Origin of the sequence: Acidovorax sp. Root267 (assembly GCF_001429215.1) — a bacterium.
GTDB classification, from domain to species: Bacteria; Pseudomonadota; Gammaproteobacteria; order Burkholderiales; family Burkholderiaceae_C; genus Acidovorax; species Acidovorax radicis.
In genome coordinates this window covers 47,653-74,647 of the sequence record NZ_LMJC01000034.1, presented here as the reverse complement: position 1 = coordinate 74,647, position 26,995 = coordinate 47,653, and the positions used below count along the sequence as shown (strand labels likewise).

At 66.7% G+C, this 26,995-nt stretch carries 28 protein-coding genes; 9 read left to right on the top strand and 19 right to left on the bottom strand.

The genetic code is table 11. The features are described from left to right. Positions 1 to 56 precede the first annotated feature (56 nt). The 12 genes from ASE39_RS24895 to ASE39_RS24840 form a co-directional block, all read right to left on the bottom strand. Positions 57 to 1,754 carry an AarF/UbiB family protein gene (locus ASE39_RS24895; protein ID WP_057272893.1) on the bottom strand — a complete coding sequence of 566 codons (1,698 nt, stop codon included), beginning with the start codon at positions 1,752 to 1,754 and terminating at the stop codon, positions 57 to 59. 16 nt (positions 1,755 to 1,770) lie between these two features. Then, positions 1,771 to 2,247 carry a DUF2269 domain-containing protein gene (locus ASE39_RS24890; RefSeq protein WP_057272892.1) on the bottom strand — a complete coding sequence of 159 codons (477 nt, stop codon included), beginning with the start codon at positions 2,245 to 2,247 and terminating at the stop codon, positions 1,771 to 1,773. Beyond that, the gene (locus ASE39_RS24885; protein WP_057272891.1) at positions 2,244 to 2,642 is read right to left on the bottom strand and encodes a DoxX-like family protein; all 399 of its coding nucleotides are present in this window, start codon (positions 2,640 to 2,642) and stop codon (positions 2,244 to 2,246) included. Before ASE39_RS24885 ends, ASE39_RS24890 begins: the two co-directional genes overlap by 4 nt. After that, positions 2,639 to 3,775, bottom strand: coding sequence for a saccharopine dehydrogenase NADP-binding domain-containing protein (locus tag ASE39_RS24880; RefSeq protein ID WP_057272890.1), 1,137 nt, complete (start codon positions 3,773 to 3,775; stop codon positions 2,639 to 2,641). Before ASE39_RS24880 ends, ASE39_RS24885 begins: the two co-directional genes overlap by 4 nt. Before the next feature lie 3 nt (positions 3,776 to 3,778). Then, on the bottom strand, positions 3,779 to 5,479 hold the full coding sequence (locus ASE39_RS24875) for an EAL domain-containing protein (protein ID WP_057272889.1): 1,701 nt from the start codon (positions 5,477 to 5,479) through the stop codon (positions 3,779 to 3,781). Between the two features lie 114 nt (positions 5,480 to 5,593). Beyond that, on the bottom strand, positions 5,594 to 6,691 hold the full coding sequence (gene modC / locus ASE39_RS24870) for a molybdenum ABC transporter ATP-binding protein (RefSeq protein WP_057272888.1): 1,098 nt from the start codon (positions 6,689 to 6,691) through the stop codon (positions 5,594 to 5,596). Next, a complete protein-coding gene (gene modB / locus ASE39_RS24865; RefSeq protein ID WP_010459794.1) occupies positions 6,691 to 7,374 on the bottom strand; it encodes a molybdate ABC transporter permease subunit in 684 nt (227 codons plus the stop codon). The genes modC and modB overlap by 1 nt, the downstream gene beginning before the upstream one ends. A gap of 157 nt (positions 7,375 to 7,531) precedes the next feature. Further along, on the bottom strand, positions 7,532 to 8,299 hold the full coding sequence (gene modA / locus ASE39_RS24860; protein WP_242421566.1) for a molybdate ABC transporter substrate-binding protein: 768 nt from the start codon (positions 8,297 to 8,299) through the stop codon (positions 7,532 to 7,534). Positions 8,300 to 8,385: 86 nt separating this feature from the next. Then, positions 8,386 to 10,362, bottom strand: a complete 1,977-nt coding sequence (locus ASE39_RS24855; RefSeq protein ID WP_057272887.1) for a diguanylate cyclase — start codon at positions 10,360 to 10,362, stop codon at positions 8,386 to 8,388. Between the two features lie 75 nt (positions 10,363 to 10,437). Then, positions 10,438 to 10,686: a DUF2798 domain-containing protein gene (locus ASE39_RS24850; protein WP_057272886.1), complete on the bottom strand. Its 249-nt coding sequence runs from the start codon at positions 10,684 to 10,686 to the stop codon at positions 10,438 to 10,440. Beyond that, positions 10,683 to 11,285 carry a flavodoxin family protein gene (locus ASE39_RS24845; RefSeq protein ID WP_057272885.1) on the bottom strand — a complete coding sequence of 201 codons (603 nt, stop codon included), beginning with the start codon at positions 11,283 to 11,285 and terminating at the stop codon, positions 10,683 to 10,685. The genes ASE39_RS24850 and ASE39_RS24845 overlap by 4 nt, the downstream gene beginning before the upstream one ends. Before the next feature lie 61 nt (positions 11,286 to 11,346). Beyond that, a complete protein-coding gene (locus ASE39_RS24840; protein WP_057272884.1) occupies positions 11,347 to 11,838 on the bottom strand; it encodes a DUF2938 domain-containing protein in 492 nt (163 codons plus the stop codon). Positions 11,839 to 11,920: 82 nt separating this feature from the next. On the opposite strand from ASE39_RS24840, the gene ASE39_RS24835 reads away from it, so the two are divergent. Both ASE39_RS24835 and ASE39_RS24830 read left to right on the top strand, forming a co-directional pair. After that, entirely contained in the window at positions 11,921 to 12,364 is a 444-nt protein-coding gene (locus tag ASE39_RS24835; protein WP_057225491.1) for a helix-turn-helix domain-containing protein, read from the top strand. Between the two features lie 39 nt (positions 12,365 to 12,403). Beyond that, positions 12,404 to 13,210: a TOBE domain-containing protein gene (locus tag ASE39_RS24830; RefSeq protein WP_057272883.1), complete on the top strand. Its 807-nt coding sequence runs from the start codon at positions 12,404 to 12,406 to the stop codon at positions 13,208 to 13,210. Positions 13,211 to 13,338: 128 nt separating this feature from the next. Here ASE39_RS24830 and ASE39_RS24825 read toward each other — a convergent pair whose 3' ends face one another. Next, positions 13,339 to 14,484 (bottom strand): helix-turn-helix domain-containing protein, encoded by a 1,146-nt coding sequence (locus tag ASE39_RS24825; protein WP_057272882.1) that lies wholly within the window; start codon positions 14,482 to 14,484, stop codon positions 13,339 to 13,341. Positions 14,485 to 14,662: 178 nt separating this feature from the next. On the opposite strand from ASE39_RS24825, the gene ASE39_RS24820 reads away from it, so the two are divergent. The 7 genes from ASE39_RS24820 to ASE39_RS24790 all read left to right on the top strand — a co-directional run bounded on the left by ASE39_RS24820 (position 14,663) and on the right by ASE39_RS24790 (position 22,550). Further along, positions 14,663 to 15,133, top strand: a complete 471-nt coding sequence (locus ASE39_RS24820; RefSeq protein WP_057272965.1) for a (2Fe-2S)-binding protein — start codon at positions 14,663 to 14,665, stop codon at positions 15,131 to 15,133. Positions 15,134 to 15,151: 18 nt separating this feature from the next. Next, complete coding sequence (locus ASE39_RS24815) at positions 15,152 to 17,539, top strand: xanthine dehydrogenase family protein molybdopterin-binding subunit (protein WP_057272881.1); 2,388 nt, start codon at positions 15,152 to 15,154, stop codon at positions 17,537 to 17,539. A gap of 11 nt (positions 17,540 to 17,550) precedes the next feature. Continuing rightward, complete coding sequence (locus tag ASE39_RS24810) at positions 17,551 to 18,342, top strand: xanthine dehydrogenase family protein subunit M (protein ID WP_057272880.1); 792 nt, start codon at positions 17,551 to 17,553, stop codon at positions 18,340 to 18,342. Between the two features lie 111 nt (positions 18,343 to 18,453). Beyond that, positions 18,454 to 19,380, top strand: coding sequence for a MoxR family ATPase (locus ASE39_RS24805; protein WP_057272879.1), 927 nt, complete (start codon positions 18,454 to 18,456; stop codon positions 19,378 to 19,380). Next, on the top strand, positions 19,367 to 20,605 hold the full coding sequence (locus tag ASE39_RS24800; RefSeq protein WP_057272878.1) for a VWA domain-containing protein: 1,239 nt from the start codon (positions 19,367 to 19,369) through the stop codon (positions 20,603 to 20,605). The genes ASE39_RS24805 and ASE39_RS24800 overlap by 14 nt, the downstream gene beginning before the upstream one ends. A gap of 46 nt (positions 20,606 to 20,651) precedes the next feature. Beyond that, positions 20,652 to 21,278, top strand: coding sequence for a carbon monoxide dehydrogenase subunit G (locus tag ASE39_RS24795; protein ID WP_010459765.1), 627 nt, complete (start codon positions 20,652 to 20,654; stop codon positions 21,276 to 21,278). A 189-nt stretch (positions 21,279 to 21,467) separates the two neighbouring features. Next, on the top strand, positions 21,468 to 22,550 hold the full coding sequence (locus tag ASE39_RS24790) for an XdhC family protein (protein ID WP_057272964.1): 1,083 nt from the start codon (positions 21,468 to 21,470) through the stop codon (positions 22,548 to 22,550). A gap of 7 nt (positions 22,551 to 22,557) precedes the next feature. Here the strand turns inward: ASE39_RS24790 and ASE39_RS24785 are convergent, their stop codons facing one another. From ASE39_RS24785 to ASE39_RS24765, 6 genes are all read right to left on the bottom strand, one after another. Then, positions 22,558 to 23,076, bottom strand: coding sequence for a low molecular weight protein-tyrosine-phosphatase (locus tag ASE39_RS24785; RefSeq protein WP_057272877.1), 519 nt, complete (start codon positions 23,074 to 23,076; stop codon positions 22,558 to 22,560). Between the two features lie 17 nt (positions 23,077 to 23,093). Beyond that, positions 23,094 to 23,783 carry a glutathione S-transferase gene (locus tag ASE39_RS24780; protein WP_057272876.1) on the bottom strand — a complete coding sequence of 230 codons (690 nt, stop codon included), beginning with the start codon at positions 23,781 to 23,783 and terminating at the stop codon, positions 23,094 to 23,096. A 136-nt stretch (positions 23,784 to 23,919) separates the two neighbouring features. After that, positions 23,920 to 24,090: a hypothetical protein gene (locus tag ASE39_RS26960; protein WP_010459758.1), complete on the bottom strand. Its 171-nt coding sequence runs from the start codon at positions 24,088 to 24,090 to the stop codon at positions 23,920 to 23,922. An 85-nt stretch (positions 24,091 to 24,175) separates the two neighbouring features. After that, positions 24,176 to 25,075, bottom strand: a complete 900-nt coding sequence (locus ASE39_RS24775; RefSeq protein ID WP_035196774.1) for a transglutaminase family protein — start codon at positions 25,073 to 25,075, stop codon at positions 24,176 to 24,178. 264 nt (positions 25,076 to 25,339) lie between these two features. Beyond that, positions 25,340 to 25,942 carry a histidine phosphatase family protein gene (locus ASE39_RS24770; RefSeq protein ID WP_057272875.1) on the bottom strand — a complete coding sequence of 201 codons (603 nt, stop codon included), beginning with the start codon at positions 25,940 to 25,942 and terminating at the stop codon, positions 25,340 to 25,342. Then, positions 25,920 to 26,888: an MBL fold metallo-hydrolase gene (locus ASE39_RS24765; RefSeq protein ID WP_057272874.1), complete on the bottom strand. Its 969-nt coding sequence runs from the start codon at positions 26,886 to 26,888 to the stop codon at positions 25,920 to 25,922. Before ASE39_RS24765 ends, ASE39_RS24770 begins: the two co-directional genes overlap by 23 nt. Positions 26,889 to 26,995 lie beyond the last annotated feature (107 nt).

Genomic DNA, 26,995 nt, shown 5'->3' with positions numbered 1-26,995 from the left:
GCACTGGCTTGGGTTGCGCCAGTTTCTAGCCGGGGGAAGCTGTGCGGGCTGCCACATTAGTCGTCATCACGGTGGTGGCTGCTGCGCCAGATCGCCCGTACCAGCCACAGGCCACCCACCACCGCGCCAAAAAACCCCAGGAAGCCAAAGGCAGGCAGGCCGAACAGCGTGGGCCCGCCCTTGACGGTCATCACGATGGACGAGCCGATGATCAGCGCCGCAATCACCAGCGCCATCGCGAGCCGGTTGGCCGACCGGTCGATCTGGTCGCCAACACGTTTGAGGTGGGCCAGCTCAATGCCCACTTGCAGGTGCCCGCGCCGCGCATTGCGCAGCAGCCGTCCCAAGTCGTCCGGCAGTTGTTCCACGGTGGCCAGCGCACGCCGCAAGGTGCTCCAGGCACGCCCGGCCAGCGCCTGGGGCTGGTAGCGCTCGCGCACCACCTGCTTGAGCAGGGGCAGGGCCTCGGTGGCCATGTGGAATTGGGGGTCGAGGTTGCGGCCCATGCCTTCGAGTGAAATGAAGGCCTTGATCAGCAGTGCCAGATCCGGCGGCAAGCCCAGGTGGTGCTCGCGCAGGATGGCACTCACGTCGGCCAGCATCTGGCCCAGGCTCAGCTGGGCCAGCGGCACGCCGTGGTATTGGTCCACGAAGGCCTCCACCTCGGTTTCCAGCTGGCCCAGGTTCACGCCTGGCCCGTCGCTGGTCCAGTCCAGCAGCACATCGGCCACTGCCTGGGGTTGGTGCTCCACCATGCCCAGCAGCAGTTGCAGGAGCTCGTCACGCCGGCGCTGCGACAGGCGGCCCACCATGCCAAAGTCGATGAAAGCAATGCGGTTGCCCGGCAGGTAAAACACGTTGCCGGGGTGTGGGTCGGCATGGAACAGGCCGTCCTGCACGATCATTTTGAGCACCGCCTGTGCACCCCGTCGCGCCAGCACCGCGCGGTCAAACCCGGCCTCGGGCGTCAGCGCAGTCAGTGCACCGCCAGGGGTGCCGTCAATGAAGTCCTGCACATTGATGCGTTCGCTGGTGTGGGCCCAGTGCACGCGTGGGATCACGATGTGCGGGAGCGTGGCCATGTGGGCCGCAATGCGCTCGGCCTGGCGGCACTCTCCCGCCAGATCCAGTTCGCGGCGCAGCGAACGTGCGAACTCGCGCACCAGTTGCTGGGGCCGGTAGGGCTTGAGCGCGGGCAGTTCGGCCTCGGCCAGCGCGGCCAGGCGCAGCAGCAGGCGCAGGTCGGCGTGGATGGTGTCGGCAATGCCGGGGCGGCGGATCTTGACGATGACCTCGGTGCCATCCTGCAGCCGGGCACGGTGCACCTGTGCAATGGAGGCTGCAGCCAGCGGTGTGGTGTCGAACCAGGCAAACACAGCTTCGGGCTCGGCGCCCAGGTCTTCGCGCAGCTGCGGACGCAAGGCGTCAATGGGAACCGAGGGCACCTGGCTGTGCAGCTTTTCGAATTCGGCGATCCACTCGGGTCCGAACAGGTCGGCCCGGCCCGCCAGGATCTGGCCGAACTTCACGAACGCCGGGCCCAGCTCTTCGAGCGCCAGTCGCACCTGCACGGGGGGCTCGACACGGGCCAGGTCGGCCGCGTGGGTCCAGTTGAGGGCCTGGCCAGCGCGCTCCAGCCGGTCTGCCAGGCCAAGGCGGCGCACGGTATCCCCAAACCCGTGGCGCACCATCACACCCAGAATTTCCTTGAGGCGCCCCAGGTCGCGGGCGGTGTCCAGCGTCTCGATCAGCATGGGGCGATGATAGTTCTCAGAACCCCAGGCTGGGCTTGTTCACCATCAGGTAGAACACCACGGCCATCGCCACAAAGGCCGGGTAGCCCAGCGCCTCCCACCAGCGCGCGTAGCGCCAGTACAGCGGGGGCAGTACGCCATCGCCGTGTGCCGCCTGCGCCGCGATGTCGCGCATGCGCAGCTGCAGCCACACCACGGGCAACCAGCAGGCACCGGCCACCAGATACAGAGCGATGGACACGGCCAGCCACGGCGTGCTCCAGGGCAGCCCGGCCATGGCCGCCATGCCCAGCCCCGTGGCGGGCTGGATGAACACCGTAGGGGTTGTGAACCACCAGTCCGCGCGCACTACCAGGCGGCTGACCACCGCCTGGGCCTGCACGTTGCCGCTGCGGTTGGTGAAGAACATGTAGAACGCCGAGCCCAGCCCGGTGCCCACCAGCAGCACGCTGGAGATGATGTGCAGCCACTTGAGGGTGAGGTACAGGCTCATGGATAGGGCGGCGAGGTGGTGGTGTCCTGCAGCAGCACCCACAGGATGGCGGCGATGGGCAGGTTCTTGGTGAGCGGCCCGAAGGGGTGCAACCACCACGCGGGGTGGATGAGCGTGGCCAACAATGTCATCGCGGCCATCAGCAGCAGCGCTGCCCAATATGCGCTGCGTCCGGGTCGGAACGCCAGCCACAGCCCCAGCGCGGCATCGGCAGCCGCCCCGGCCAGGATGATGGCTGTGGGCAGCCACGGTGCGCGGCCTTCCGTCCACACAGAGGGCAGGCCCACCAGCAGCTCGCGGCTTTGGCCGTGGAGTTCCCATACGCTGACCAGGGCGGTGGCCAGCCAGACGGCCACCAGGCTGTAGCGCAGCAGCTTGTGTTGTGCAAGGCTCATGGTGTTACCGGTTCATCCACCACATCCGTCACCATGCCCCACTTTGCAAACTCCGGCGCAAAGGCCGCCAGCGGCAGCAGGCTGGTGCTGGTATGCGCACCGGTCGGCAGGGGTTGTCCGGCCGCCAGCTGGCGGGCCAGCAGGATGGAGGCCATGCAGGGGATTTCGGGGCCGTGGTCGTGGTCGGCTGCGATGTGCCATGCGCGGCGGCACGGCTGGCCTTGTGCATCGTTGCCTGCCACGCGCACCACCATGCCGCCCAGGGGTGTGCCCAGGAAGTCCAGCACACCGCCGGTGTGGTGCATCAGCCAGGCCAGCTTCTCGGGCTGGCGCAGCACGCCCCAGTGGCGCAGCGCCGCGATGGCGGCAAAGCTGCGCTGGGCCAGGCCCACCTCCAGCGCGGCGCGGAAGGTAACGCGGTCGCGGGCCTGGTAGTGGTCCGGGAAGATCTCCAGGTCCGGGATGTCGCAGACCGCCCCCAGGCGCGGCTGCAGCCGGTGAAACTGCACGGGCTCGGGATGCGCCCAGCCCCGCTGGGGGTGCCAGCGGCCGCCGGCCCACACATCAATGGGCAAGCCGCAGTAGCTCAGCACCGCCGCCAGCGTGGCCTGGCCGCGCGGCGCACGCTGCGCGGGGGCGATGCAGATATCGATGCTGTCGATGTGCTGCCAGCCGGCGCACAGGTGGTCGATGACGGCCGAGGACAGCGCGGGCACGGTGCTGGCGCCAGCGATGGCTGTGCGCCCGGCAGCAGCAAACGCGGCCTGCATCGCGGCTGGAAAGTCGCACACGAAGCGGCGGCCATCGGCCAGGTCAATGTAGTGCGCGCCCGCCTCGGCGGCAGCCTGGGCCACGCTGTAGCCCTGCGCCTGGAACGGCCCTGCGGTATGGATGACGAGGCCCACCCCCCACTGGCGCAAGGTGGCTGCCAGACCCGGGGCCTGGTGGTCGAGGGCCACACCCCGGGCGCCGTGGCCCAGCGTGTTCGCCAAGGCTTGGGCACGGGATACATCACGGCCTGCCACCAGCAAGGCAATGTGTTGGCGCGTGGCCGCGTCGCCCACCAGCGCGCGGCAGATGCGTGCGCCAAAGTTGCCGTAGCCGCCCAGGACCAGCGTTTTGAGTGTTGCCATGGATCAGTGGGTGGACGACGGTGCCAGGGCCGCTCGGGGTGCTGAAAACGGTGTGTGTACCACTGCCGTGGCCGAACCGGCCGGGTGCAGCGAGGCCTGCAGCACGGCGCGCTGGGGCAGCATGTGGGTGTGGTACCAGTCGGGCACGTTGGCTGCCGGAATGGGCTTGCTGAACACATAGCCCTGGATGCAGTGCAGCCCGATGGCGGCCAGTGTCTGCAGCTCCTCCACGGTCTCCACACCTTCCACCACTACCGACAGGCCGAACTCCCCGGCCAATGCGCTGATGTGCCGCAGCAGCCTCTGGCGTCGGCTGTCCTGCGGCAGCTTTCGCACGAAGAGGCGGTCGCATTTGATGCCTGCAATCGGCAGGTCGGCCAGCATGCCCAGCGACGAGTAGCCCGCGCCAAAGTCGTCCATCCACACGGCAATACCCATGGTGCTCAGGTCTTGGATGGCGGTCACCATCTCCGAACCCAGCGCAATGATGGCGTGTTCGGTCATTTCGAGCTTGAGGGTGGTTGGCGGCAGGGCACGCTGGGCCAGTTCTTCGCGCAGCCAGTGGGCAAAGCGCTCGTCCAGCAGTGTGATGGGGGCCACGTTCACGCTGATGGCCATGTCGGCCAGGCCCCGGGCTTGCCACGCCTTTGCGCTGTCGAGTGCGTTGCGAAGGATCATGCGATCCACCTCAGCCGTCTTGCCCTGCAGCTCGCACACCAAAAGGAAGGTTTCGGGGTTGATGGCGCCCAGGGTCTTGTCGGTCATGCGCAGCAGGGCCTCGAACTGCACCCCATGCTGCTGAAAATCAACGATGGGCTGAAAGTGCAGCGCCAGGTTTTCCGGGTGCAGAAGCCTGTGCAGATGGTCTGCAATGAGCGACAGCTGCATGTCGCGCTGGGCATCTTGTGCACTGGCCGATGACCGCATCATCGACAGCCCGCGCCGCAAGAGCTGCTGGCGGCCTGCGTCCCAGCGCATATTGCTCATTTGCTCCATGGCGACCGCGATGGCAAACACCAGCACGATGACCAACAGTGCAATGCCGTCGGACTCGCCATGCGGGTTGCCCGAATGTGGTGCGAAGGTGTTGACCAGCATCCAGTGCAGCACCAGGATGGCGGCGCCGCACGATACCTTGTCTTCCCAGGTTTGCGTGCGGTAATGGGGCGTGAGCACACTCAGTTTGGCTGAGCGGTGGCGAATGGACGTGTAGGCGGCAATGCCCACGGCGGTTGCCATCGACAGCGCAATGGCCAGCCCGTTCACCTGCGAGAAGCTCTGCACATGGCCCCAGGTGATGGTGAAGTGCGCGGCCAGCATGCCGGCCGCAAGCCATGCCCCCGCCCACACGATGCGTGCCTTGCTGGAGCTCGTGCTGAGTGTGGGGATGGTCAAGCGCGCACTCACGGCCATGATGAGCAGACCGCTGAGCGCGGGCACCAGTTCCAGCACATGGTGCGCCAGCTCGGCATACATCAACAGGCCCACCACATCCAAGGCCCAGACAATGCAGCCAATGCACAGGGCGGCCTGCGACGCGCTGATGCGACGGCTTGATGGATCGACTGAAAAAGCCGTGTGTTCGACCAGGCGCTGGCACACATGGACCACCAGCGACGCGAAGATCCAGAACAGCAGACTTTGGAGCAGCGGTGGAAATCCCACCGCAAACGCCAGTGTGGCGTTATGCCAGTTTGCAACCATTTCCTCCCCTTGTTCCCGCCCTTGTTATTGGCGGTCATCATACGACCCTCGGGTGGGGCTCGCGGCTTCCTTGCCGCACTTGGAGCGCTTGGGCAGGGTCCTGGGATGTCGCAGTCAGTTCACGATGGCAATACCCTTCACCTGCGCGAAAACGGCCAGCCCTGGGGACAGCGCCAGCGCCTGGGCGGAACGCTGGGTGACCCGCGCCAGCAGCCGTATGGCGCCCGCGTCCAGTGCCACCATCATCTGTCCGGGGCTGTCTTCGCCCAGGGCCACCACGGTGGCTGGCAGGACGTTGAGGATGCTGGTGTCGCTCGGAGCGGTGAGCGCCAGGCTCACATCGCGCGCCTGCACGCGCAGCCGGATGCGCTCACCCCTGGCGCGTGCCGCGGGGCTGACCAGCAGCAGGTGCCCGCCGCCGAATGCCACGGTGGTGATGTGGTCGTGTGCATCGTGTTGTTGCACGGTGCCTTCGATCACCGTAGCGGCGGTGTCGCCATGGGCCAGGGGCAGGTCCAGTCGTACGATCAGTTCATCGGTGCGGCCCTGGGCCAGCACGCGGCCCTCTCGCATCAGCGCCATGTGCCCTGCCAGCCGGGCCACCTCGTCGATGGCGTGGCTCACATACAGCATGGGGATGTCGAGGGTGCGTTGCAGCCGTTCCAGATAGGGCAGGACCTCGGCCTTGCGCTGCGCGTCCAGGGCGGCCAGGGGCTCATCCATGAGCAGCAAGCGGGGGCTGGTGGCCAGCGCGCGTGCCATGGCCACGCGCTGGCGCTCGCCGCCCGACAGGGCCTGGGGCCTGCGATCCATCAGGGGGCCAATGCCCAGCAGCTCCACCGCTTGCTCGAGCGCCACCTTGCGGCGTGGGGGGGGCGTGCGCCGGAGGCCATAGTCGATGTTGCCGCGCACGCTCAGGTGGTCGAACAGGCTGGCCTCCTGGAACACATAACCCAGTCCGCGTTCGTGTGCGGCCCGCCATATTTTCTGTGCATCGTCCTGCCACACATCACCGTTGACCACCACACGGCCAGGCTGTGCGCGCGTAAGCCCGGCAATGGCGCGCAGGCAGGTGGTCTTGCCGCAGCCTGAGGGACCGAAGAGAGCGGTCACGCCACGGCCGGGCAGTTGCAGGTCTACGTCCAGCGTGAAGCCGGGGTGGGCCAGCTTCAGCTGCGCGGTGATCTGCGAGGAAGAGGCGGGGGCTTCCATCACTGCACCATCGACGATGTTTTGCGGCGAGTGAGGTTCAAACCCAGCAGCACCACAAATGAAAACAGCACCATGCCCCCGGCCAGCCAGTGGGCCTGGGTGTATTCCAGCGCCTCGACATGGTCATAGATCTGCACCGACACCACACGCGTCACGCCAGGGATGTTGCCGCCCAGCATGAGCACCACGCCAAATTCGCCCACGGTGTGCGCAAAGCTCAGGATCGCGGCGGTGATGAATCCCGGACGCGCCAGCGGCAGCGCCACCGTAAAGAACCGGTCCAGCGGCCCCGCACCCAGCGTGGCCGCCGCTTCGAGCGGGCGCTGGCCAATGGCTTCAAAAGCGTGTTGCAGCGGCTGGACGGCAAAGGGCAGCGAATAGATGAGCGAGCCCACCACCAGCCCCCAGAACGTAAAGGGCAGGGTGCCCAGCCCCAGCCATTGCGTGAACTGCCCCAAGGGTCCGTTGGGGCCCAGCGTGACCAGCAGGTAAAACCCGATCACCGTGGGCGGCAGCACCAGCGGCAGCGCCACCATGGCCGACACCGGGCCGCGCCAGCGCGAAGGCGTGTGCGCCAGCCACCAGGCCAGCGGCGTGCACAGCACCAGCAGCAGCACCATGGTGGTGCCCGCCAGCCGCAGCGTGAGGCCGATGGCCGCCAGATCGGCGCTGGAAAACGGCATGGTTGTAGCGAGTGGATTGTCGGGGATGTTTGTTGACTGTTGAGCAGCGGGCAAAGCTCAGCAAAGCGGCTCTGGCCGGGCGCTCCGGCGCAGACAGTACCAGAGGTACGGCAAGACGGGGCACCCACGCCAGAAGGGCTTTGGTAGTCGCGCTCCCTCAGAAACTATAGCCGTACGACTGGATGATCGCGCGCGCCTTGTCGCCGCGCAGGTAGGTGAGCAGTGCGGTGGCCGCCGCGCTGTCCTTGCCGGGTGCCAGCAACACCGCATCCTGGCGGATGGGGTCGTGCAGGCTGGCGGGCACCTGCCAGGCCGAGCCGCTGCGGATCTTTCCATCGGCCATCACCTGCGACAGCGCCACGAAGCCCAGCTGCGCGTTGCCGGTGGAGACAAACTGGAAGGTCTGGGCGATGTTTTCCCCCTGCACCAAGCGTGGCTGCAGGGCGTCGGCCACGCCCAGCTTGTCCATCACCTGCATGGCCGCCGCGCCATAGGGCGCCAGCTTGGGGTTGGCAATGGCCAGGTGCTTGAAGTTGCCTTTCTTGAGCACATCACCCTGCGCATCCACGATGCCGGCTTGCGCGCTCCACAGTACCAGCGTGCCCACGGCATAGGTAAAGCGCGAGTGGGCCACGGCCTTGGCCTCGCGCTCCAGCTTGGCGGGCGTGGTGTCGTCGGCCGACAGCAGCACCTGAAACGGCGCTCCGTGGGTGATCTGCGCGTAGAACTTGCCGGTGGCGCCGAACGAGAGTTCCGCCTTGTGGCCGGTGTCGGCCTCAAAAGCGGCGGCGATCTTCTGCATGGGGGCTGTGAAATTGGCGGCCACCGCGACGGAAACGGTGTCGGCCTGCGCCGTTTGAAGTGCGCCGAAAACGAAGCCAACCGCCACGAAGGTGCGAGCGGCGTGTGCGAAGGGATGTGGCATGGGGGCAGGGCGCAAGAAGCGCTATTCTGTTTGTGAATAGCGAAAGTATAGACGCGCCCTTCGGCGCCAGTCTCCTGCGCGTGGCCTCAGCTTTCGACGCACACCCGGTTGCGTCCCGTCGCCTTGGCGCGGTAGAGGGCCGCATCGGCCCGCTTCAGTGTGGCGTCGATGCCCGTGTCGTCGGCACACCACTGCGCCAGCCCGATGGAGGCAGTGATGTAGACCTCCTGGCCATCGCGCAGGGCGACCGCCGTGGCCTGCAGGGCAATGCGCAGTCGCTCGGCTGCGTGGGTAGCCTCGGCCAGCGGGGTGCCCGGCATGAGCACTGCGAACTCTTCGCCCCCGAAGCGGGCGGGCATGTCCACCACGCGCAGCTGCGCCACTAGAAGCCGAGCGAGTTGCCGCAGCACGTCGTCGCCACCAGCATGCCCATAGTGGTCGTTGACCTTCTTGAAAAAATCTACGTCGAGCATGAGCACACAAAACGGCTGGCCAGACCGGTGGCTGCGCGCGATTTCGTGTTCGGCCTTGTCGTAGAAGTCGCGCCGGTTGCTCAGCTCGGTCAGCGCGTCGCTGCGTGCCATGCGTTCCAGCTGGGCCTGCACCCTCTTCTTTTCGGTGTGGTCGAACACCGTGGAACGGCTGGCCACAAAGTTTCCCTGGGTGTCTTGGATCGCGGTGGCACTCACCAGAATGGGCATGGCCGCGCCTGAGGCGTTTTGTAGCTCCATCTCCAGGTCTTTGACGTGGCCTTCGCGCATGAACTGGGGAAAGCGCTCCTGAAAGATCTGCTGGCTTGTGGGTGTCAGGAAGTCGGCGTAGGCGCGGCCCTGAACCTGCGCGAGAGGAAGGCCCAGCCAGCGCAGCTCGGTCAGGTTCATGCGAAGCACGCGGCCTTCCTGGTCCAACGAGTGGTAGCCACAGGGTGCGTGGTCGTACAGGTCCTGCACCTGCTCGCGCGCGATCACGGCCACGTCGCGGTCGCCCCGCATGGCGGCTTCGCTGCGTTGGGTGGCGTGGAACTTCCCTACGAGAGCGGCCAGCTCTGATACTCGCAATGGCGTGCTGGACTGCAGCGGCGCTTCGCCGGTTTGATTGATGGCGCGGGCCACGGTTTTCATCTGGCGCAGCAGATATTGCGAGAACGTCATGGCCGCCACCAGCGACAGGCCCACCCAGAGCAACCCCAGCCCGGCCATGTGCCACAGCATTTCTGCGAGAGGGGCGTGCAGGATGGTCTGTGGCACGGCCATGCCCAGGTACCAGTCGAAGCCGAACACGGGCCGCACCAGGTTCATGGTGGGGGTGCCTTCCAGTGTGGACCCCAGGAATGCGGTGGGTTTTCCTGTGGCCAGGATGCCCTGCCGGAACGAGGCGCTGGCCGGGTGGCCCACGTACCGCGCGGCATCATGGCTGCGCGCAACCACGGTGCCTTCGGCGTCGGCAATGCCGGCAATCCAGCCTTTGGGCAGGCGTTCTGCTGCCACGAGGCTGTTGAGGGATTCCACGGCCAAGATGCCGCGCAGGGCGTACGTGGCCTCGCCTTCGCGTGCCAATGGCACGGTGAGGGCCACGACCTGGATCGGGCTCACCGGGGAGGAAAACGGCCCCGACACGTTGGGGCTTTGGGTGCGCAGCGCCGCTTCTACGCGGTCGGCGGCGTTCACGGGCATGCCAGTGCGGCCCAGGGGCGCGGCCGTCAGAAACAGGATGCGGTCCTGGGTGACCAAGGTGATGGCGCGGATGTCGGGGTCGCGCGCGACAATGCGCTTCGCATGTGCGTACAGGCTCGGCACGTCCACCGCCAGGGCGGCGTCGGACTCGGCCAGCGCGTTGAGGGTGCCCAGGGTGCTGTGCAGCTTTTCGGCCACGGCGTGGGCCAGTTCATCGCTGTGGCGTTCCAGCTGCTCCACCAGGGCGCGCTGCTGGAACTCCTTGAACTCCCACACCACCGAAAGCGCAAACACCAGCAGGGGCAGGGTGGTCAGCAACGACAGGCCCAGCAGCCACGTGCGCAGGTTCAGGCGCAGGGTGGGTGGGGCGGGCAGCGCGGGCAAGGACATGGGGCCACAGCGTACCGGCTTTTTGGACGGTGCGAAACGCCGTTTCCCTGCAGCGATGGGTGTTGCCACCACACGTCATCCGTGTCCTGATCCGTTGGGGTCCCGGACCGTGAGCAGCGTCACCAGCTTGCGCGTCAGCGGCGCCGCCAGCATCACTGCAGGAAAGGCAAGCAGCCACCCCGTGAGCCAAGCACCCGCCCAGAGACCCAGAAACCCCTGGTCCACCGGCACGGTACGAAACGTGGAGATGCCGGACACCAGCAGCGACATCACGCCCGACAGGATCAGGCTGAACAGCACGGGGCCGTAGCGGGCGGGAATCATGCCGCGACCTGCTCGCCAGGCTGCTCAGTCATGGCCACACCGCCCAGGCGCTGCAGGGTCTCTGCGAAATGCCGGCCGAACATTCGGGCGGTCTTGGTGTCGCCTGGCACAAATGCGTCTGGCGCTGCACCATGGCCCGCCTGCGCCATCAGGCCCGACCAGGAGCCCAGCCGGTTGGCCGCTTCGTCGTACGGCACCCCGGAATGCTGTTCCGGCAGGATGGGGTTGCCCACCCACACCATGCCGTGCTGCATGCCAAACACAAACATCGACAGCAGCGTGGACTGCTTGTCGCCCGCAGGCAGTGACGACACGGTGAAGCCCGCCGCGAGCTTGTTCTTGAGCTGCTGCGTTTTCCACAGACGCCCGGTGGCGTCCATGAACGTCTTGAACGGCCCGGACACCCCGCCCAGGTAGGTGGGCGAGCCGAGGATCAAGCCGTCGTAGCGCAGCAGATCATCGGGCGTATGGGCCAGGTCTTCGGCCTGGAGCAGATCGGCCCGGATGCCGGGCACGCCCTGGGCGCCCTCCAGCACCTGGCGGGCAATGTGGGCGGTGTGCCCGTGGGCGCTGTGATAAATGATGGCGATGGTTTTCATTGCATGGAATCCAGACAGGTGGTTTCGAGGGGGAAAAGAGTGGGGATGCGTCGTCGCGACATCACACCAGGGCGATGGCGAGCGCGGACAGGTACAGGCCAAAGCCAAACACGGTGTGGTTGACCAGGCTGCGCAGGCAGTTCCTGAGCGGCGTAGCGGTGCGCGATGCGGCAAAGCCCGAGCCCATGGCGGGCTGCATCACCAAGAGCGGCGCCGCCACGGTGCCCATGCCCACGGCCAGCGCGGGCAGCAGGGTGGGGCTGTGGACCCAGGCGGCGCCCTGCAGGAACAGCAGCACCCCGGCAAAGGCCACACCCACGGCGTAGTGCGTGAGCCAGCCCCAGGCCAGTTCGCCCCGGACCGGAGCTGCCTTGGCGATGGCGGCGTGGGCGATCTGGCCGCGCACCAGGTGGCCTACCCAGCGGCCGATGAAAGCGAAGTTGAGCGTGGGCACACCCAGCCTTTTGAGCAACAAAAGCCAGGCATCCATGACGGCGGTGGCGCCGATGCCCAGGAGCATGGCGAGTGGAATGTCTTGCAGTGAGAGAGTCATCAAAACACCTCGAAAAGTTGACGGAAGGAGGTTTTGAATGGAATATAGAAGTTCAAGTCAACTTGAAGTCAAGGGGTTTTTGATGGACATTGCGGAAGTCGCCAAGCGCTCCGGGCTGCGGGCATCCACGCTGCGGTATTACGAGGAAAAAGGGTTGCTGCGCTCCGTGGGCCAGCCCGGAGAGCGCCGCCGGTTTGCGCCGGGCGTGCTGGACCAGCTGGCGCTGATCGCGCTCGGTCAATCGGCGGGTTTCTCGCTGGATGACATCCGCGCCATGTTTTTGCCCAGCGGCGAGCCCAGCATCGACAGGCAACTGCTCTCGGCCAAGGCCGATGAACTCGATGCCATGGTCAAACGCCTCAAGGCCATGAGCAATGGCCTGCGGCACGCGGCGGCCTGCCCGGCGGAGAGCCACGCGCAATGCCCCTCGTTCCAGCGGTTGTTGAAGGCTGCTGCGGACGGCGCGCTGGCGCGCCAGCAGAAGCTTGCAAAACCGGTCACGGGGCTGCACCGCAAGGCTGCGTGAAGAGAACGCGTGAAGGGGCCGCTCAGGCATCATCCACGGATGCCTGTTGTTTCTCATTCCCTCACGGATGCGCTGGGCCATGCCCTGGCCGACAAACGCATCGACATCCTGCGCCAGATCGGCGTCTGTGGCTCCATCTCGCAGGCCGCGCGTGCCGTGGGCGTGAGCTACAAGGCGGCGTGGCAGGCCGTGGACACGCTCACCAACCTGGCGGGCACGCCGCTGGTGGCCCGGGCCGTGGGCGGGGCGGGGGGCGGCGGCGCGCAGCTGACCGAGGCGGGGCACCAGCTGCTGGCGGCGGCCGATGCGATGGCGCAGGCGCGGGGGGCCGTGCTCTCGCGCTGGCAGGCCACGCCGCACGCGGGCCCTGCGCTGGCGCGGCTGGCGGTGCGCACCAGCATGCGCAACCAATTGCCCTGTGTGGTCGAGCGGCTGTTGATGCAGGGGCAGATCGTGGGGGTGCAGCTGCGCCTCGGGGTCGATGGTGCCGGTGGTGCAGATGGTGCGGTGCTGGCCTCCCGCATCACCCGTGAGAGCGCAGAGCTGCTGGATCTGCAGCCTGGGCTGGCCGTGCAGGCGCTGTGCAAGGCCACGGCAGTGCGGGTGGAGCGGGGAGGGCGCCTGGCGTCTGCGGGGGCATTGGTCAATGCCCCCGGTACCCATCGCCTGCCAGCAAAAGCCACGCGCGTGGTGCGGGGCGAATCCGGCGACGAGGTGTCTGCCGAACTTGTGGGTGGCTTGCAGATGGTGGGCTTTGCGGCGCCCGGCAGTGGCCTGCGCGCGGGCAGCCCGGTCGTGCTGGTGGTGGAAGACAACGCCGTGGTACTGGCCTTGGCCGAGGTCTGACGCCAGACCTGTCGCTGGCGTGGTTTGCTATTTATTTGATAGCTATTGGCGCTTTTCTAGTAAGCGCTAGGGGCAAATTTGGCTCAAATTTTTCGCTGTGCACCGCCGATCAGCGTCCCCGCTGCCGATCAAAACCCCTTGGGATGGCCTAGTTTGCGGTACACCGTGGCGCGGCTGATGCCGAGCACGCGGGCGGCTTCTGCCACGTTGCCACGGGCGTCTTGCACGGCCTGGCGAATCAGGGCGGTTTCGGCCTCGCGCAGTGGCGCTGCGGCGGGGGGGGGCCCCGCCAGCACCGGGGACAGGGTGGCGACAGGGCTGGCGCCACGGGCGTGTTCTGGCAGTTGCGCCAAAGCCTGCAGGCGCAGGCCCGACCACAGGGGCAAATCGATCGGCTGCGCCGGGTGCCGCCGGGCAGCATCGAACAACATGGCCCATGGCAGGGCCAGCAGGTCGCTGGCATGGGTGGGTGCCCCCGGCGTGCGCAGCGGCTGGGGCACCAGTTGGCGGGCCATGCTGTTGGCGCCCACCACAAACCCATCGCCGTCCAGCGTCAGCAGGCCGTCGCCCTCGCTGCCCAGCGGGCAACCGGGCCAGTTCACGCGCAGCAGCAGGGCATGGGGCAACTGCCGCAGCAAGGCGTCTTCCATGGCGCGGGCCGACCGGGCCACCAGGTGGCGCAGCTCGGGCCGCTCCGGCACATCCACGCCGGTCAGGTCCAGCATGCCCACGCACTGGCCCTGGGGGTCGAACAGGGGGGCGCCTGCGCAGCTGTAGCTGGCGTTGTCGTCAAAAAAATGTTCGCCCCGGTGCAGCCACACGGGCTGCAGCTCGGCCAGCGCTGCGCCGATGGCGGTGGTGCCCACGGCCGCTTCGGACAGGTCGATGCCCACGCGGCCGATGGCGCTGGCGCGCGGGTCGCCCTGGTCGCAATGGCCTTGCACATCGACCACGATGCCGCGTGCGTCGGTCAGCATGGCGAAGTAGTGCATGCCCGCAATGGCGCGGGTGAGCTGCTGCAGCACGGGCCGTGCCGCGCGCAGCAAGTGTTGGTTCTGCTCCCGGCTGCGGCGAAGCGCCGTGGCACTGACGGCATCAAACGCCACACGTTGGGTGGGATGGAGCCCCTGGGCCAGGCAGCGTTGCCACGACCGCGCAATCCAAGGCTCCACCTCTGCGCGCAGGGGCGCTGCGCCGTCCGCCAGCAAGGTCTGGCGGGCTTGTGCAATGAGCGCATGGCGGTGGGTGGGGGAGGTGGGCGCGGAGGACAGCATGGTGAACCGAATCCTTGAGCTGCGCATGATGCGCCGGTGTGCGCTGCAACATGTTTCATTTTGAGAATATCCAGCGAGGACCCTCGGAAATCTAGGGTTGTCCCTAGGGATGGGTGGTGGGGCGCGGCAGAAGATGCGCAATGCCAATCCAGCCAAAACCATTCCAGGAGACAGCCAGATGCAAGTCCAGTTCACGGTCAACGGGCGCGCTGCCAGTGTTGACGTCCCCCCCAATACCCTGCTTGTCCATGCGCTGCGAGAGCACCTGCTGCTCACCGGCACCCATGTGGGTTGCGACACCAGCCAGTGCGGGGCGTGCACGGTGCATGTGAACGGCCGGGCCGTCAAATCCTGCGCGATGCTGGCGGTGCAGGCCCAGGGGGCCGAGGTGACCACCATCGAAGGCATGGCAGCCGCTGACGGCACCATGCACCCCATGCAGGCGGCGTTCAAGGAATGCCACGGCCTGCAGTGCGGCTTCTGCACCCCCGGCATGGTGATGAGCGCGGTGGACCTGTGCAAGAACCACCCCAACGTTGGCGAAGGCGAGATCCGCGAGCTGCTCGAAGGCAACATTTGCCGCTGCACGGGCTACCAGAACATCGTGCGCGCAGTGCAGGTTGGCCAAAAAGCCATGGCGTCGGCCTAAACACAAAGGAGAAGAACCATGGGTGCATCCGACTTTTCCAAGCTGCCGCACATCGGCGAATCGCTCAAGCGCAAGGAAGACTATCGCTTCCTGACCGGCGCGGGCCAGTACACCGACGATGTGGTGCTGGCGGCGCAAAGCCACGCGGTGTTTGTGCGTTCGCCGCACGCGCACGCCAAGATCAACAGCATCAACGTGGATGCAGCCAAGGCCGCACCCGGCGTGCTCGGCGTGTTCACCGGTGCCGACGTGGCGGCTGACAACATCAACGGCCTGCCCTGCGGCTGGCTCATCACCAGCACCGATGGCCAGCCCATGAAGGAGCCGCCGCACCCCATCCTGGCCCAGGGCAAGGTGCGCTATGTGGGCGACCACGTGGCCATGGTCGTGGCCCTCACGCAGCAGCAAGCGCGCGACGCGGCCGAGCTGGTGGAGGTGGATTACGACGTGTTGCCCGCCGTGGTCAGTGTGGCCGATGCCGCAGCAGGCACCGTAGCCGGCGCAGGCCTGCACGATGCCGCGCTCGACAACCACTGCTACAAGTGGGCCATTGGCGACAAGGGCGCCGTGGATGCGGCCTTTGCCAACGCCGCGCATGTGACCAGGCTGGATCTGGTCAACAACCGGCTCATCCCCAACGCGATGGAGCCGCGCGCCGCCATTGGCTCGTACAGCCGCGCCAACGACGAATACACGCTGTACGTCAGCAACCAGAACCCGCACGTGGAGCGGCTGCTGATGACGGCGTTTGTGATGGGCCTGCCCGAGCACAAGGTGCGTGTGATTGCACCCGATGTGGGCGGGGGCTTTGGCTCCAAGATCTTCTTGTATGCCGAAGACGTGTGCCTGACCTGGGCGGCCAAGAAGCTCAACCGCAACATCAAGTGGGTGGCCGACCGCAGCGAGTCGTTCCTGTCGGACGCGCACGGCCGCGACCATGTGAGCCATGCCGAGATGGCGATGGACAAGGACGGCAAGTTTTTGGCCATGCGCGTGCACACCGACGCCAACATGGGCGCCTACCTCAGCACTTTTGCCAGTGCCGTGCCCACCATCCTGTACGCCACGCTGCTGGCGGGCCAGTACACCACGCCGCAGATCTATGTGGAGGTGGACGCGTGGTTCACCAACACCGCGCCGGTCGACGCCTACCGCGGCGCGGGCCGGCCCGAGGCCACCTACCTGCTCGAGCGCCTGGTCTCGCGCTGCGGCTGGGAGATGAACCTGCCGCAGGACGAGATCCGCAAGCGCAACTTCATCACCAGCTGGCCCTACCAGACGCCCGTGGCGCTGCAGTACGACGTGGGCGACTACCACGCGTGCATGACGCAGGCGCAAGAGCTGGCCGACGTGGCGGGCTTTGCCGCGCGCAAGGCGGCCAGCGAGGCCAAGGGCCTGAAGCGCGGCATCGGCTACAGCAGCTACATCGAGGCCTGCGGCATCGCGCCATCCAACATCGCAGGCGCCCTGGGTGCGCGCGCGGGCCTGTTCGAATGCGGCGAGGTGCGCGTGCACCCCACGGGCAGCGTGACGGTGTTCACCGGCTCGCACAGCCACGGCCAGGGGCACGAGACCACCTTTGCACAGGTGGTGGCCGCGCGCCTGGGCATCCCGGTGGAGAACGTGGACATCGTGCACGGCGACACGGGCCGTGTGCCCTTCGGCATGGGCACCTACGGGTCGCGCTCCATCAGCGTGGGCGGCGCGGCCATCATGAAGGCGCTGGACAAGATCGAGGCCAAGGCCAAGAAGATCGCGGCCCACCTGATGGAGGCGAGCGACGCCGACATCGACTTCAGCGGCGGCGAGTTCACGGTGCGCGGCACGGACAAGAAGATCCCGTTCGGCCAGGTGGCGCTCACGGCCTACGTGCCGCACAACTACCCGCTCGACAAGCTCGAACCCGGGCTCAACGAAACAGCCTTCTACGACCCGACCAACTTCACCTTCCCCGCAGGCACCTACATCTGCGAGGTGGAGGTGGACCCCGCCACCGGCAGCACGCGCGTGGATAAGTTCACCGCCGTGGACGACTTCGGCACCATCATCAACCCGATGATCGTCGAAGGCCAGGTGCACGGCGGCCTGGTGCAGGGCATCGGCCAGGCGTTGATGGAAAACTGTGTGTACGACCGCGAGACAGGCCAACTGCTCACCGGTAGCTTCATGGACTACGCCATGCCGCGCGCTGATGACTTCCCCGAGTTCAAGCTGGGCCACGTGTGCACGCCCTGCACGCACAACCCGCTGGGCACCAAGGGCTGCGGCGAGGCCGGGGCCATTGGGTCCCCGCCTGCGGTGATCAACGCCTTGCTCGACGCGCTGCACCCGCTGGGTGTGAAGGAGTTCGACATGCCCGCATCGCCGCACCGCGTGTGGGAAGCCATCCAACAAGCCAAGGCCTAAGGAGACACACCATGTACGCCTTCACCTTCGAAAACCCATCGTCCACCACCGCCGCCGCGCAGCTCATCGCCCAGGGTGGCAAGCTGCTGGCGGGCGGGCAGAGCCTGCTGCCGTCGATGCGCCTGCGCCTGGCCAACCCCGAGAAGATCGTCGACCTGAACAACATCGCCGAACTGGCCGGTATCCGCCGCGAGGGCAACGCGCTGGTCATCGGCGCCATGACGCGCCACATGGACGTGGCCAACAGCGCGGATGTGAAAGCCGCCATCCCCGGGCTGGCCAACCTGGCCGCGCACATCGGCGACAGGCAGGTGCGGGCACGCGGCACGCTGGGCGGGTCGGTGGCCAACAACGACCCTGCGGCCTGCTACCCCAGCGCCGTGCTGGGCCTGGGTGCGACGGTGATCACGAACCAGCGCGAGATTGCGGCGGATGATTTCTTTGTGGGCATGTACACCACCGCGCTGGAAGAGGGCGAGATCCTCACCGCGATCCGCTTTCCGATTCCGAAGCGCGCGAAGTACCTGAAGTTCAAGCAGGCGGCGTCGCGCTTCGCGTTGGTGGGCGTGTTTGTCGCTCAGACGGATGGCGGCGTGCGGGTGGCTGTGACTGGCGCCGCCAGCAGCGTGTTCCGCCATGCAGGGCTGGAAGCTGCGCTCAACCAGAACTTCACGCCAGCATCGGCCGCGGCGGTGCAGATCGACGCGGGTGACTTGAACAGCGACATCCACGCGAGTGCTGCCTACCGCGCCAACCTGATCAGCGTGCAAACCCAGCGGGCCGTGGAGCAGATGTTGGGTTGATGGGTGGGAGAACCCGCCACCACCGCGCGGCACCTGGGGGTGGGTGTTTTTGAATGAAATTGGCCTCCAGCGCTTGATTCATAAGCGCTTGTAGCTATTAATTACGTAGCAATGACTTCCTCCAGCGCCGCACCCATTCCGGTTTCTATCGACGCATTGGTGCAGGCCTTGCAGCGCGTGGGCTACTTTGCCGACCGGCGCCTGGCCACAGCGGTGTACCTGGCGCTCAAGCTGCAGCGCCCGCTGCTGCTGGAGGGCGAACCTGGCGTAGGCAAGACCGCTTTGGCCCGGGCCCTGAGCGAGGTGCTCGCGCGCAGCCTGATCCGCCTGCAGTGCTACGACGGGCTGGAGCAGCGCGAGGCGCTGTATGAATGGAACTACGCGGCCCAGTTGCTGCACATGCGTGCAGCCGAGGGCCAAGGCGGGGCAGACATGGCGCAGGTCGAGCGCGAGGTCTACCAGGACCGCTACCTCATCCGCCGCCCCCTGCTGCAGGCCCTGCAGGCCCCGGCGCCGGGCGCGGTGCTGCTCATCGACGAGGTGGACCGTGCCGACGAGCCCTTCGAGGCGTTCTTGCTTGAATACCTGGGCGAGTACCAGGTCAGCATCCCCGAGATCGGCACCGTGCGCGCCGGCGCCACGCCCGTCACCCTGCTCACCAGCAACCGCACGCGCGACCTGCACGACGCCGTCAAGCGCCGCTGCCTGTACCACTGGCTGGACTACCCCGAGCGCGAGCGCGAACTGGCCATCGTGCGTGCGCAGGTGCCGGATGCCAGCGCCGCCTTGGCCATCCAGGTGGCGGATTTTGTGCACCGGCTGCGCAGCCAGCCCTTTGCCAACGCCTTCCAGCGCGCGCCGGGCATTGCCGAAAGCGTGGAATGGGCCAAGGCGCTGGTGGCGCTCGACACCATCGTGGTGGACCCGGAAGTGGTGTCCGACACCGCAGGCATTTTGTTCAAGCAGCGCGAGGATGTGGCGGCGCTCACGCGCGACATGGCGGTGCAATTGCTGCAGCCCGCTGATGTCGATGCCTGAGGGCGCAGCCGTGGCAGAGGGCAAGACCATTTCCCAACTGGGCGATGCCCGGACTGGCAAGCTGGCCGACAACCTGAGCGGCTTTGGCCGTACCTTGCGCCGCGCCGGAGTGCGCGTGGACGCCGCCCGCATGGCGCTGGCCCAGCAGGCGGTGATGCTGGTGGGCCTGCGGCGTGAGGATTTCAGCGCCGCACTAGAGGCGGTGCTGGTCAGCCGCGAGCAGGACCGTTTGGTGTTCCGCGAGTTGTTCGACGCGTACTTTCGCAACCCCAACGTGGCGCAGAAGCTGCTCGCGCAGATGCTGCCCAGCGCGGAGTCCAAGGCCGAGCCCGCCAAGCGCCGCCCGCGCGTGAGTGAGGCGCTGGCCCCCGTGCGTGCGGCCCGCAACGCGCCCCCGCCGCGCGAGGACGAGAAGATCGATTTCGATGCGGCCATGACGGCCAGCGACCTGCAGCGCCTGCGCCACGCGGACTTCAACCAACTTTCGGCCAGCGAATACCTGCTGGTGGAGCGCCTGGCGCGCGAGGTGCCCTTGCCCCTGCCGCGCTACGCGGCCCGACGTACCCGGCCCGGTGGGCGCGGAAGCCGCCCGCACTGGCCGGGCGCCATGCACCACGCGGCCCGCAACGGGGGCGAGGTGCTGCGCATCCCGCTGCTGCAGCGGCGTCAGCAACCGCTGCCGCTGCTGGTGCTGGTGGATGTGTCGGGCTCCATGGAGCGCTACGCGCGGCTGCTGCTCGCCTTTTTGCATGCAGCCACCGCGCCGCGCCACACCGGTGACGCCGTGCGCCGGGATGTGTTCGCGTTCGGCACCGGGCTGACCGACCTCACGCCGGCCTTTCGCCTGGCCGACACCGACGCGATGCTGCAGGTGGCCAGCCATTCGATCAGTGACTTTGCCGGGGGCACCCGCATGGGTGACAGCCTGGCGCAGCTGCGTTTGCAGCATGCCCGGCGGTTGGTGGGGCGGCGCACCCTGGTGCTGCTGATCAGCGACGGGCTGGACACGGGCACGCCCGAGGTGCTGGCGCAGGAACTGGGCTGGCTGCGGCGCCACTGTGGCCGGTTGCTGTGGCTCAACCCGCTGTTGCGATTTGAGGGCTATGCGCCCACGGCACGCGGCGCGGCCGAGCTGCACCGCCAGGCCCACGGCATGGTGGCCGTGCACAACCTGAGCCGCCTGCAGGACCTGGCGGCCAGCCTGGCTGCCGTGCTCCGGCAGTGACTGATTTCAGAGACAACCATCGTCCATACACCGAGAGGAATCCACCATGGAAATGCAAGCCAGCCGCACCCTTGCCGTGAGCCAGCAGCAGGCCTGGGAGGCGCTCAACGATCCTGAAGTGCTCAAGCTGTGCATCCCTGGCTGCGACAAGGTCGAGGCGACCGGTGACAACCAGTACGCCGTCGCCATGGCGCTCAAGATTGGGCCCGTGTCTGCCAAGTTCGCAGGCAAGATCACGCTGTCGGAGATCGTGCCGCCCGAGAGCTACACCATTGCCTTTGACGGGTCGGGTGGCGTGGCTGGATTTGGCAAAGGCAATGCACAAGTCAAACTGGTGCCTTTGCCCGCCGATGCCGCAGGGCAGGCCAGCTGCGAGCTGCACTACACCGTGCATGCCACGGTGGGCGGCAAGATCGCGCAGCTGGGCCAGCGGCTCATCGACGGCGCCGCCAAGAGCATGGCCGAGGATTTTTTCAAGCGCTTTGACAACGAGATGCAGCGCCGCCATCCGCGCGCAGCGGCGGACGATGGTGCGGCCTCTTCCGAAGCGCCCACCGAGCCTGGGGCGCTGGCGGCGTCGGCGGGGGAGGATATTCCCCCCAGCGGCATACCGGTTTGGGTGTGGGTGGTGGGCGCGGCGGCGCTGGTGCTGGTAGCCTGGGCGATCAATTGACTCCCCCTGTGCCGGGGACTGGGCTCCCCCTGTGCCGCTTCGCGTCATCCCCCTGAGGGGGACGCCTCCGGTGGACCGGCAAAGCCGGATCCACGGTGGCGCTGGTATGGGTGCCGTGCGGCTTCATACGCGGCGGGTGTGGATGGCGGAATTCTGAGTGAGCCGTGGCAATGAATGGGTGATGAAACGATGGAAAATCTGGATGTAATGGTGTTGCGCACGCTGCAGGGCTGGCGGGCCGCCGGGCGGCGGGCGCTGCTGGCGACGGTGGTGCGCACCTGGGGCTCTTCACCCCGGCCGGTGGGCTCCATCATGGCGCTGTGTGAAGACGGGTCTGTGGTGGGCTCGGTCTCGGGCGGATGTATTGAGGACGACCTGATTGACCGCCATACACGGGCCTATGCGCAGGGCGTTCCCACGGCGAATGTGGGCAAAGACCACTGCATTCCGAGTGGCCCGCCGACATTTGTGAAATACGGCGTCACCGCGGACGAGGCGCACCGCTTCGGGCTGCCTTGTGGCGGCACGCTGGAGTTGCTGCTGGAGTACGACCCTGACCCTAATAGCCTGGCAACACTGATCACCGCGCTGGAAGCCGGGCGCCTGATGCAGCGCAGTGTGCGCCTGGCCGATGGGGTGGCCACGCTGACGCCTGCGGCAGCGCCGACCGAGCTGGTGGTGGATGCCGAGAAGCTGACCAACACCTTTGGCCCCGAGTACCGGATGCTGCTGATCGGCGCAGGCCAGCTGGCGGAGTACCTGGCCACCATGGCGTTGTTCAATGGTTTTGCGGTGACAGTGTGCGACCCCCGCGAGGAATACCGTGGCAGCTGGAACGTGCCCGCTGCCACCGTGGTGAGCGACATGCCCGACGACGTGGTGCTGGCCTTCAAGCCAGACCGGCGCAGTTGTGTGGTGGCCCTCACACACGATCCCAAGCTCGATGACCTGGCGCTGCTGGAGGCGCTGAACACCGACGCGTTTTATGTAGGCGGCATCGGCTCGCGCCGCAACAACGAGGCGCGCCATGCCCGCATGATCGAACACTTCGACCAGACCGAAGAAAGCCTGGCGCGCCTGCGTGGGCCGATTGGCATCTACATCGGCAGCAAGACGCCGCCCGAGATTGCGGTGAGCGTGATGGCCGAAATCCTGGCCGTCAAAAACGGCGTGACCCTGCCGCGCGACATGGAAGTAGCCCAGGCCAAGAACGACCGGGAACTGGCGCACAACGACCCGGGTGTGCTGGTATGTGGGGTGCGCGCGGCTTAGATGTGCACTAACGGGGCCGGGCCCGCAACTGCAACTGCTGCCGCACGTGGTGCAGCAGCCCTTCACAGGCGTCTTCCACCAGGTCCAGCACCTCTTCAAAGCCAGCGGCCCCGCCGTAGTAAGGGTCAGGCACCACGGGGCTGTCGAACTGTTGGCAGAACTCGGTCATGCGGCGCAGCTTATGGGCGTGCTCTGGCGGGCAACGCTCTTGCGCCAGTGTCAGGTTGTCCCAGTCCATGGCCAGGATCAGGTCGTGTTGCCCGAAGTCCCTGGGCAGCATCTGCCGTGCGCGCAGGCTGGAAAGGTCGTAGCCCCGTTGCGCCGCGTGCCGCTGGCTGCGGTCATCCGGCGCCTCGCCGGGGTGGTAATTGTGGGTGCCCGCCGAGTCCACACGCACCTGATCGGCCAAACCACTGTGAACCACCTTGTGCCGGAACACGCCGTGGGCCGTGGGGCTGCGGCAGATGTTGCCCATGCACACAAAAAGCACGGAGTAGGTGGCCGCAGGCGCGTGCTCGTCTTGCATGTCTTGTCCGCAGGTTCTCAGGCCGACATCACCACCGGGCCGCCCTTGGCAATGCCACGCTGGTAGGCGGGGCGCGCCTCCATGCGCTGTTTGTAGGCCTGCAGGTTGGGGCAGGCGCTGGCCTTGCTGGCGCGCGAGAGGGCGGCCTCCACCGCAAAGCTCATCTGAAAATCCGCCATGGTGAGGTGCTCGCCCGCAAACCAGCGGTGGTTGCCCAGGTGTTGCTCCATGAAGTCGAGCGCGGTGTTCACGTTGGGGTCAATCACCTTTTCCTGTACCTTGCCACACAGGGCTTTGGCGATGGGCTTGACGAAAAAGGGCATGGGCTGGGTCGGAATCGTCATGAACACCAGCTTCATCACCAGCCAGTTCATGAGCGAACCCTCGGCGTAGTGCATCCAGAAGCGGCACTGGCGGTACTCTGGCGTGCGCGGCGCTGGTTGCAGATGGGCCAGGTCACCGCCCGCCTGGGCGCCGTAGGTCTCCACCAGGTATTCGACGATCGCGCCAGACTCGGCGATGACCTCCTTGCCGTCAGTGATCACCGGGGATTTTCCCAGCGGGTGGATCTTCTTGAGCTCGGGCGGGGCCAGCTTGGTGGCCTTGTCGCGTTGGTAGATCTTGAGCTCGTAGGGAACGCCCAGTTCTTCGAGCAGCCAGAGAACGCGCTGCGAGCGCGAGGTTTCAAGGTGGTGGACGGTGATCATGGGTGAACATTTGAACAGTTTGCCGGGGCGCGGTACAAACCTGCGGGTGGCAAGGACGGCCCTGAAAAGCAAAAAGCCCTCTGGCGAGGGCTTTTTGCAGAGGACCCACCGCAGTCGGCCCTTGGCGATCTGGCGATCAGCCGCCCTTCTTGGAGCGCTTGCCAGGGTTCTTCTTGCTGCGGGTTGCCACACCGCGCTCCAGGCTCACGCGTTGGCCACGGCCGCCGGTTGGCAGGGTGTAGCCGGGCACGGGCGTAGGGCGGGGAGTGCGCTTGCGGTCTGCTTCGGTGACGATCTTGTTGCCCATGGTAGGTCTCAGAGTTGGTGGAAAAAAGGGAGATTTTAGGCCACAGCCGGGTCGCCGGGATTTTGACCGGTGTTTGGCAGGACCTTTAGGGGGTGACAAAACCTGCAGCCACGCCTGCAGCCACACCCGCGCCATGGTCGGTGGACAGGGCCTGCGTGCAGTGGCGAGGCAGTTCAAAACCCCGCGCTGCGTCTTGGATGGCAGTCGTGCGGATGACGGGCGGCTTGGCCCACACGCCACCAAAGATGGTGGCAAAGGCGACGTCCGCCGCATCCCGCCCCACGCCAAAACGCAGCAGGCCCATGGGGATCGCCGTGCCAGACGGGTCAAAGATGTACCAGCGGTCGCCCAGGTACACCTCCACATATGCATGAAAATCGGGCGGTCCGAGGGCCGGGTCAGCGCCATAGTCGGTTCCGGTGGTGAAGCGGGCCGGGATGTTGATGGCGCGGCACAACGCAATCATGAGATGGGCGAAGTCGCGGCAGACGCCCACCTGCTCCACCAGCGTGTCCACCGCAGAGGTGTTCGAGTTGGACGTGTTGGACGTGAACGCCACATGCCGCTGCACCCAGTCGCATATTGCCTGCACCCGGCTGTGCCCTTGCCACAGGGCTCCAAACTCATTCGTAGCCAGGCGCAGCAGCCGGTCGGACTGGCAATACCGGCTGGGGTAGATGTAGCCCATCACCTCCTGTGGCAGACGCCTCACCGGCACTTCTGGCAGTTGGGCGGGGTCGACGCGGTAGTGGTTGATATCCACCGTGGCGGAATACGTTAGCTCCAGCGTGCCAGGCTCGCCATGCAACCGCAGGTAGCGGTTGCCCGTGGCTGGATCGGTATGAACGTGGTGGGCGATGGGCTGGTTGATGACCAGGCGTTCCGCACTCACAGACTGGTTGGGTGTCTGCGCAGCGTGGATGTTGAAGACAAAATCAGCGCCGTGCTGGTCCACCTCGTAGCTCAGATCAATCTGCAGTTCCATGCGCACGCGGTCATGGCTCGGTTGGGCTTCCGGGGCCGCTGGCGCGGGGTAGGGGGCGGGCCAGGTGGCAGCGTTGCGGGTATTTAACTGCAGGGGAGGGCTTTGGGTGTTTGCCATGGGCATGTCCTTCGTGCGCTGCATGCCGGGGCATCCGGCACAGCAGCGTGACTTGAGGATAGTCTCTTCTTTCGCGCCCGATGTAGGCGAACGGCCCGCTGCAATGCCCGCCCGTTACCCATTCAGGGGCGCCGGCAGGTCACCTCGTCAGGCCGGTACCGCAAGGCGTGCCAGCACCTCGGTCTTGCCGCTGCGATCTGCTCGCAGGATCAGCCCTTCACCCGAACTGGTGTTGGTCTTTGCCAGATCGGACAGCACAAACATATGGGTGAACCACACTTCAAAACGGCCCGCCCGCAGCGATGCAGCAGAGAGTCCCGCGCGCAGTTCCCGCAGATGGCTCGCTCCCGTGGTCTCTGGGCTGCCGTGGGGCGAGCCCAACGCAGGCCAGACCTGGGGCGTACCAAAGGCAAGGGTGGCACTGTCCACACAGCGGCACCAGGGGCTCGAAAAAACCTTGCCCGGCTGCAGTTGCCTTTGTTGAAACCACATGCCCACGCGCCGCGCCTGCGCCCGGCCTTCTTCGCTCAGATTGCGTTGGGTGCTGCAGTCACCCAGGCGAAACCCGGGTGGGTCAAACGTGCCAGGGGCCAGCGAGTGGCGGAAGGCTGCCACCACACCACCCCTGCGCAACAGGGCCTCGGCATCCGCGTCCTGGGCTGCCCAGCTGCGCAGGCTGGCAAAGGCCAGCCCGGCGCCCAACACCGCACGGCGGGCAACGCGGGGCTCAGGCGGCAGGCTGGAAGGCATAGCCGTTGCCCGACGCCGCCACGCGGCCAAAGGCCGGGAAGGGGAAGTGGAAACCGCCCAGCATGGCGTTGCTGGCGGTAATGCGCTGGAACACCTCGCGCCGCACCTTGCGCGCGGCCTCGGCGTCCATGTCAAACGTCACGGCCCAGTCGGGGTTGCGGGCAAACAGCGCAGGCACATTGGTCAGGTCCGCCACGTAAAAGAACTTCTGGCCTGACGAAGTCAGCTCAAACAGCGTGTGTCCTGGCGTGTGGCCGTAGGCCGCCACAGACTTGATGCCCGGCGCCACTTCCGCATCGGCCACAAACTGCACCAGCGTGTCGGCGGGCATGGTGGCAAAGGTGCGCCGCACGTTCTCGAACGCGCCCTTCATGCCTGCGGGCGCTGCGGCCATGCGGGCATCGTCCATCCAGAACGCGTGTTCGGCCGCGGGCACCATCACCTTGGCCTTGGGGAACACCAGCTCACCGGCCTTGTTGCGGATGCCATTGATGTGGTCCCCGTGGTAGTGGCTGATGAGCACCGTGTCGATGTCGGCTGCCTGCAAGCCGGCGGCGCGCAGGCTGTCGAGCAGCTTGCCCGTGGTGGCGCCGCCAAACTCGCCCAGGCCGGTGTCGATGAGGATCTTGCGTCCGCCCGTCAACACCAGGAACGGCGTGTAGGGCACGTCGATGTAGTCGGTGGGCAGGCCCTGGGAGGCCAGCAGCGCGCGCACTTCGGCCAGCGGTGCGTTCTTCACAAACTCCGCGCCCAGCGGGCGGCGCGTGATGCCGTCGTTCAACGCGATCACTTCCGCATCGCCCACCTTCATGCGGCGGAAGGCGGGGCTGGGCAGGGTGGGCGTGCCGAAGTTGGGCGCGTTCTGGGCCCAGACGGGCACAAAGGATCCCGCGGCGTATACGGTGGTGGCCAGGCTTGCACCCAGGAAGTGGCGACGAGACAGCATGAAACTCTCCGGTAATGAGTTGAACTGATGAGTCGCAACTGTAGCGGTGCCAAGAGTTTGCCGTTTGCCGATGCGCTAACCTGTGCGCAACGTGGGGCTTTTGCGGG

Bases quoted from the DNA above. Each gene is read 5' to 3' on its own strand.
- ASE39_RS24895 (WP_057272893.1), bottom strand. From the start codon at position 1,754: ATGCTGATCGAGACGCTGGACACCGCCCGCGACCTGGGGCGCCTCAAG.
- ASE39_RS24890 (WP_057272892.1), bottom strand. From the start codon at position 2,247: ATGAGCCTGTACCTCACCCTCAAGTGGCTGCACATCATCTCCAGCGTG.
- ASE39_RS24885 (WP_057272891.1), bottom strand. From the start codon at position 2,642: ATGAGCCTTGCACAACACAAGCTGCTGCGCTACAGCCTGGTGGCCGTC.
- ASE39_RS24880 (WP_057272890.1), bottom strand. From the start codon at position 3,775: ATGGCAACACTCAAAACGCTGGTCCTGGGCGGCTACGGCAACTTTGGC.
- ASE39_RS24875 (WP_057272889.1), bottom strand. From the start codon at position 5,479: ATGGTTGCAAACTGGCATAACGCCACACTGGCGTTTGCGGTGGGATTT.
- modC (WP_057272888.1), bottom strand. From the start codon at position 6,691: ATGGAAGCCCCCGCCTCTTCCTCGCAGATCACCGCGCAGCTGAAGCTG.
- modB (WP_010459794.1), bottom strand. From the start codon at position 7,374: ATGCCGTTTTCCAGCGCCGATCTGGCGGCCATCGGCCTCACGCTGCGG.
- modA (WP_242421566.1), bottom strand. From the start codon at position 8,299: ATGCCACATCCCTTCGCACACGCCGCTCGCACCTTCGTGGCGGTTGGC.
- ASE39_RS24855 (WP_057272887.1), bottom strand. From the start codon at position 10,362: ATGTCCTTGCCCGCGCTGCCCGCCCCACCCACCCTGCGCCTGAACCTG.
- ASE39_RS24850 (WP_057272886.1), bottom strand. From the start codon at position 10,686: ATGATTCCCGCCCGCTACGGCCCCGTGCTGTTCAGCCTGATCCTGTCG.
- ASE39_RS24845 (WP_057272885.1), bottom strand. From the start codon at position 11,285: ATGAAAACCATCGCCATCATTTATCACAGCGCCCACGGGCACACCGCC.
- ASE39_RS24840 (WP_057272884.1), bottom strand. From the start codon at position 11,838: ATGACTCTCTCACTGCAAGACATTCCACTCGCCATGCTCCTGGGCATC.
- ASE39_RS24835 (WP_057225491.1), top strand. From the start codon at position 11,921: ATGGACATTGCGGAAGTCGCCAAGCGCTCCGGGCTGCGGGCATCCACG.
- ASE39_RS24830 (WP_057272883.1), top strand. From the start codon at position 12,404: ATGCCTGTTGTTTCTCATTCCCTCACGGATGCGCTGGGCCATGCCCTG.
- ASE39_RS24825 (WP_057272882.1), bottom strand. From the start codon at position 14,484: ATGCTGTCCTCCGCGCCCACCTCCCCCACCCACCGCCATGCGCTCATT.
- ASE39_RS24820 (WP_057272965.1), top strand. From the start codon at position 14,663: ATGCAAGTCCAGTTCACGGTCAACGGGCGCGCTGCCAGTGTTGACGTC.
- ASE39_RS24815 (WP_057272881.1), top strand. From the start codon at position 15,152: ATGGGTGCATCCGACTTTTCCAAGCTGCCGCACATCGGCGAATCGCTC.
- ASE39_RS24810 (WP_057272880.1), top strand. From the start codon at position 17,551: ATGTACGCCTTCACCTTCGAAAACCCATCGTCCACCACCGCCGCCGCG.
- ASE39_RS24805 (WP_057272879.1), top strand. From the start codon at position 18,454: ATGACTTCCTCCAGCGCCGCACCCATTCCGGTTTCTATCGACGCATTG.
- ASE39_RS24800 (WP_057272878.1), top strand. From the start codon at position 19,367: ATGTCGATGCCTGAGGGCGCAGCCGTGGCAGAGGGCAAGACCATTTCC.
- ASE39_RS24795 (WP_010459765.1), top strand. From the start codon at position 20,652: ATGGAAATGCAAGCCAGCCGCACCCTTGCCGTGAGCCAGCAGCAGGCC.
- ASE39_RS24790 (WP_057272964.1), top strand. From the start codon at position 21,468: ATGGAAAATCTGGATGTAATGGTGTTGCGCACGCTGCAGGGCTGGCGG.
- ASE39_RS24785 (WP_057272877.1), bottom strand. From the start codon at position 23,076: ATGCAAGACGAGCACGCGCCTGCGGCCACCTACTCCGTGCTTTTTGTG.
- ASE39_RS24780 (WP_057272876.1), bottom strand. From the start codon at position 23,783: ATGATCACCGTCCACCACCTTGAAACCTCGCGCTCGCAGCGCGTTCTC.
- ASE39_RS26960 (WP_010459758.1), bottom strand. From the start codon at position 24,090: ATGGGCAACAAGATCGTCACCGAAGCAGACCGCAAGCGCACTCCCCGC.
- ASE39_RS24775 (WP_035196774.1), bottom strand. From the start codon at position 25,075: ATGGAACTGCAGATTGATCTGAGCTACGAGGTGGACCAGCACGGCGCT.
- ASE39_RS24770 (WP_057272875.1), bottom strand. From the start codon at position 25,942: ATGCCTTCCAGCCTGCCGCCTGAGCCCCGCGTTGCCCGCCGTGCGGTG.
- ASE39_RS24765 (WP_057272874.1), bottom strand. From the start codon at position 26,888: ATGCTGTCTCGTCGCCACTTCCTGGGTGCAAGCCTGGCCACCACCGTA.